The organism is Mesorhizobium sp. M7A.F.Ca.AU.001.01.1.1, assembly GCF_004022735.1.
GTDB lineage: Bacteria > Pseudomonadota > Alphaproteobacteria > Rhizobiales > Rhizobiaceae > Mesorhizobium > Mesorhizobium ciceri.
Map to the genome: position 1 here is coordinate 1 of NZ_RZPF01000516.1, position 4,853 is coordinate 4,853.

The 4,853-nt window shown below is 65.4% G+C and carries 6 protein-coding genes and 1 pseudogene; 3 read left to right on the top strand and 4 right to left on the bottom strand.

Annotated features, from left to right (window positions below; translation table 11 throughout):
• The 3 genes and pseudogenes from EN884_RS25860 to EN884_RS25870 form a co-directional block, all read right to left on the bottom strand.
• Positions 1 to 265: pseudogene (locus tag EN884_RS25860) on the bottom strand (hypothetical protein); the annotation flags it as partial.
• Position 266: 1 nt separating this feature from the next.
• Entirely contained in the window at positions 267 to 1,469 is a 1,203-nt protein-coding gene (locus EN884_RS25865) for an AI-2E family transporter (protein WP_013532443.1), read from the bottom strand.
• A gap of 1 nt (position 1,470) precedes the next feature.
• Complete coding sequence (locus tag EN884_RS25870; protein ID WP_013532444.1) at positions 1,471 to 1,998, bottom strand: CDP-alcohol phosphatidyltransferase family protein; 528 nt, start codon at positions 1,996 to 1,998, stop codon at positions 1,471 to 1,473.
• A gap of 238 nt (positions 1,999 to 2,236) precedes the next feature.
• On the opposite strand from EN884_RS25870, the gene purM reads away from it, so the two are divergent.
• From purM to EN884_RS25885, 3 genes are read left to right on the top strand one after another with little or no spacing between them, the layout of a single operon-like run.
• Entirely contained in the window at positions 2,237 to 3,316 is a 1,080-nt protein-coding gene (gene purM / locus EN884_RS25875; protein ID WP_013532445.1) for a phosphoribosylformylglycinamidine cyclo-ligase, read from the top strand.
• Positions 3,313 to 4,026 carry a phosphoribosylglycinamide formyltransferase gene (gene purN, locus EN884_RS25880; RefSeq protein ID WP_013532446.1) on the top strand — a complete coding sequence of 238 codons (714 nt, stop codon included), beginning with the start codon at positions 3,313 to 3,315 and terminating at the stop codon, positions 4,024 to 4,026. The genes purM and purN overlap by 4 nt, the downstream gene beginning before the upstream one ends.
• 13 nt (positions 4,027 to 4,039) lie before the next feature.
• Complete coding sequence (locus EN884_RS25885) at positions 4,040 to 4,570, top strand: histidine phosphatase family protein (RefSeq protein ID WP_013532447.1); 531 nt, start codon at positions 4,040 to 4,042, stop codon at positions 4,568 to 4,570.
• A gap of 51 nt (positions 4,571 to 4,621) precedes the next feature.
• Here the strand turns inward: EN884_RS25885 and EN884_RS25890 are convergent.
• Positions 4,622 to 4,853 (bottom strand): DUF680 domain-containing protein (locus EN884_RS25890; RefSeq protein ID WP_128360805.1); only part of this gene is annotated, 232 nt, incomplete at its 5' end.

Sequence of the window (4,853 nt, forward strand, 5' to 3'; positions counted from 1 at the left end):
GATTGGCGATGCTGTCGCCGATGCGCCTGGCGTCGACCGCCGCCGCATTGGCACGCGCGCGCCAGATCGAGGCCAGATGCGTCTTGCCAGAACCCGCGGGACCGGCCAGCACCACCACCGGCGATGGCCAGTCCGGCCAGCGGTCGACCAGCGCAACCGCCTGGTTGTTGGTGCCGGAGACGACGAGTTCGTCACGCGAATAGCCGGTGCCATGGCCGAGGTCGAGCGGCAACTGGCGCGGCGGGTCGGTTGGCTGGGCAGTCACTTCAGCGACGCGGTTGCGTGCGGTGGCCGCCGCCGCGATCGGCCGGAAGCTGCGGCACAGGTGCCGCGCCGCGACCCTTGTAGAGCGGCGATTCGAGATAGCGGGCTATTGCGAACCGCACCAGCACGGCGACGGCGGCCGAAGCCGGCACCGCGATCAACAAGCCGACGAAGCCGAACAGCGCGCCGAAGGCAAACAGCGAAAACATCAGCCATACCGGGTGCAGGCCGACGCTCTTGCCGACCAGCCGCGGCTGCAGGATGTTGCCCTCGATGAACTGGCCGATGAAAAACACGACCGCGACCGCGACGATCATCGTCCAGTCCGGCCAGAACTGGACGAAGGCGACGCCGACGGCCAGCACCAGCCCGGTCAGCGAGCCGACATAGGGGATGAAGGAAATCAGCCCGGCGAACAGGCCGATGAGGATGCCGAAGTTCAGTCCGGTCAGCGTCAGCCCGGTGGCATACATGGCGCCCAGCACCAGGCACAGCGTGCCCTGGCCACGCACGAAGCCTGCCGTGGCGGTGTTGATGTCCCGTGCGATGGCGCGCACGGTCTGGACGTTGTCGCGTGGCACCCAGCCGTCGATGACCGCCACCATGCGGTCCCAGTCGAGCAGCATGTAGAAGGCGACCACCGGTGTCACCACGAACAGGCTGACCACAGAAACCAGCGCCATGCCGGAACTCCACAGCGAGGTGAAGACGGTGGTGACAAAACCGAAGCCGGAGGTCAGCAGCGAATTCAGCCCGTCGCGCAAGCTATTGGCGTTGACGCCGAACTTCTGCTCCAGCCATTTCGGATCGAACGAGGTGATCAGGCTTTGCAGCCGGGTCAGATATTCCGGCAATTTGCCGGCGAAATCGGCCATCTGCGTGGCCAGAACCGGAATGAGGATGACAAAGGCCAGGACCAGCACGATGAGGAAGGTGATGAGGATGACCACCGTCGCCATGAAACGCGACAGGCCGAGCCGCTGCAGCCGGTCGGCAACGGGATCGAGGAAATAGGCAAGCACCATGCCGGCGACGAAGGGCAGCAGGATGGCGCTGAAGACATAGAGGAAAAGCGCCAGCAGCGCGGCGCCGGCCAGCCAGAAGAAGATCTGGCGGCGAAAGGTCGCGGACGCGGCGATGTCGGCGGCCGCGGCCTCGATCGCCGCCGCTTCTGTCTCGGATGTCCGGAGTGGAGCCTTCGTCATGTCAGCTCATGTGCCTCAGCCAAGTCACGAGATAGGCTGCGGCCGAAGCCACGGTCAAGACCCCGGACAGCAATATGAGAACCGGCCTCAGCGGGTCGAGATGAACCGACAGGGCAAGCTCACCCAGCACAACCGCCGCCAGCACGATCTGGATGGCGGTGTTGGCCTTCGACACGAAAAGCGGTTTCATCTCGACCGGATGGGCCATGACGGCGGACAGCAGGACCGCGCAGACGATCAACGCGTCGCGCGACACCATGGTGACGACCAGCCACAGCGGCAATTGCCCGATGAGGCCCATGACCACGAACACCGAAACCAGCAGCAGCTTGTCGGCGATCGGATCGAGATAGGCGCCGAGCGTGGACTGCTGATTGAAACGGCGGGCGATGAAGCCATCGACGCCGTCCGAAATGCCGGCGACGAGGAACCCGGCAAAAGCCCAGTCCCAGCGCGCCTGCAGCATCGCCAGCACCACCGCCGGCACCAGGACAAGGCGCAGGATGGTGATCAGGTTGGGGATGGTCAAATGCCTGGCACCTCCTCTTGGTCGGAGATAGATGATGAAGATGGCGGGTGGCAACAAGGGAGGAGCTGCCGATCTCCCCGCACGGGAGCGGCCTTCAGCTTGGCTTTCGCCAATCACGAGCGCCTGTACGTGCGCGCTGTCCACGGTTTTGTAGGCCGAGATGGCCGTTATCCTTGCGGACAGAAACCGTTCATGCGAAGAGCCCGCGACAAGGAAAATTGCTGAACGGGCACCAGAAATGAGCAAGCGCGACGTGAACAAGCGCAAGAACGGGCTCACCTATGCCGAGGCCGGTGTCGATATCGATGCCGGCAATCTCATGGTCGAGAAGATCAAGCCGCTGGTGCGCGCGACGCGCCGGCCGGGCGCCGATGGCGAGATCGGCGGTTTCGGCGGCCTGTTCGACCTCAAGGCGGCCGGGTTTACCGATCCGGTGCTGGTGGCGGCCAATGACGGCGTCGGCACCAAGCTCAAGATCGCCATCGATGCCGGCAAGCACGACACGATCGGCATCGACCTCGTCGCCATGTGCGTCAACGACATCGTCGTGCAAGGTGCCGAACCGCTGTTCTTCCTCGACTATTTCGCCACCGGCAAGCTCGATCCCGACCAGGGTGCCGCGATCGTCGGCGGCATTGCCGAGGGCTGCCGCCAGGCCGGCTGCGCGCTGATCGGCGGCGAGACCGCCGAGATGCCCGGCATGTATCACGGCAACGACTACGACCTCGCCGGCTTTGCGGTGGGTGCCGCCGAACGCGGCCAATTGCTGCCCACCGATGACATTGTCGAAGGCGACGTGCTGCTGGGCCTGGCTTCCTCCGGCCTGCACTCGAACGGCTATTCGCTGGTGCGCCGCATCGTCGCCGTCAGCGGTCTGTCGTGGAGCGATCCGGCACCGTTCAACGACGAGGCCACTCTGGCCGAAGCACTGCTCGAGCCGACCCGCATCTACGTCAAGTCGATTCTCAAGGCGATCCGCAACACGCATGGTATCAAGGCGCTCGCCCACATCACCGGCGGCGGCTTCCCGGAAAACATTCCACGCGTGCTGCCCAAGGATTTTTCGGCCGAGCTCGACCTCGAGGCGATCGACGTTCCTCCCGTGTTTTCGTGGCTGGCCAAGACCGGCGGCGTGGCGCCGGAAGAAATGATGCGCACCTTCAATTGCGGCATCGGCATGATCCTGGCGGTCGCGTCCGGCCAGGCAGCGCAGGTCGCGGCCGTGCTACAGGAAGCCGGCGAGACGGTGACGCCGATCGGCCGCATCGTGCCGCGCCGCGACGCAGGCGTCATCTATCGGGGTTCGATCGGCCTATGAGCGCGCAGAGGAAACGCACCGTTGTCCTGATCTCGGGACGCGGCTCCAACATGACCGCGCTGATTGCCGCGGCCAGCGACCCGTCGTTCCCGGCCGAGATCGTCGGTGTCATTTCCGATAAGGCGGATGCCGCCGGGCTCGGCATCGCCAGGGCGCGCGGCATCGCCACGCAGGTCGTCTCACGTGCCGACCACGGCAGCAAGCAGGCGCATGACGCCGCCATCGACGCGGCCCTTACCGCCTTCAACGCCGAGATCGTGGCGCTGGCCGGCTATATGCGCATCCTCAGCCCCGGCTTCGTCCAGAAATGGCAGGGCCGCATGATCAATATCCACCCTGCCCTGCTGCCGGCCTTCAAGGGGCTCGACACCCATGCGCGCGCGCTGGCCGCCGGCATCCGCATCCATGGCTGCACCGTGCACTTCGTCACCTCCGAGATGGATGACGGCCCGATCATCGCACAGGCAGCCGTGCCGGTGATGGTCGGCGACACCGCCGATACATTGGCAGCCCGCGTGCTGAAGACCGAACACCGGCTCTATCCGCTGGCGCTGGGGCTGGTCGCCGAAGGCAAGGCGCGCATGGAGTCCGGCCGCACCGTGCTTGCCCACTTTGCCGACGATGCCGACAACGGCACCTCGGTGGTGATGGCCCCGGATCCGCTGCGCGAGGAAGCCGACCTCGAGCATCTGGCGCGCATCACGCCTTGAGCTTAGAGCGGCGATGAAACAGCTTCTCCTGCTTCGTCACGCCAAATCCAGCTGGGACGACCCTGATCTCGATGATTTCGACCGGCCCTTGGCCGAACGCGGAGTGAAGGCAGCCCGGTTGATGGGGCGCGAGCTTGCGACGCGCGGCTGGCTGCCGGACCTGGCGCTGGTGTCGGCGGCGCTGCGCACCCGCGACACCTGGCGGCTTGTGGCGGCGGAATTGCCCGTCCCGCCCCAGGTCGCATTCCTCAAGGCGCTGTACGATGCTTCAGCGGCGGACATTCTGAGCCAGATTGGTCAAACCGACGCTTCGAGCGGCAGCTTGCTGGTAATTGGCCACAATCCGGGCCTGGAGCAGTTGGCCAGACAGCTTGCCGGGCCGGGGTCAGACGCCAAGGCGATCGCAAGACTTGAGGAAAAATTCCCGACGGGAGCCCTCGCCCGGGTGGTCTTCAAAGGCGATTGGTCCGTCGTGTCCCCCGCCCGGCTGACACATTGCTTGCGGCCCAAGGACCTGGGCCCGCGGCCGAAGGACCTGGGCTAGTGTCCATGGCAGGTGCGGCGGGTCAAGCCCGCCGCACATCCGCTTGAGCCGTCAGTTTCCCCAGTTGCCCTGACCGGATTCCGGCTGGACCGAATCGGGCGTCAGCGTGAGGTCGCGGTGCTTGACCTGCCTGTGGGTCGAAGCCGTGTAGCTGTGGTCGACATTGACCGCGTGCGAGGTGACGGCCGGCTGATTGACATTGTCCGAACCATAGTTGTCGCTGCCGGCAAAAGCGGCACCAGTGGCAACGAGGATGGCGGCGGCGGCAAGAGCGATCCTGTTC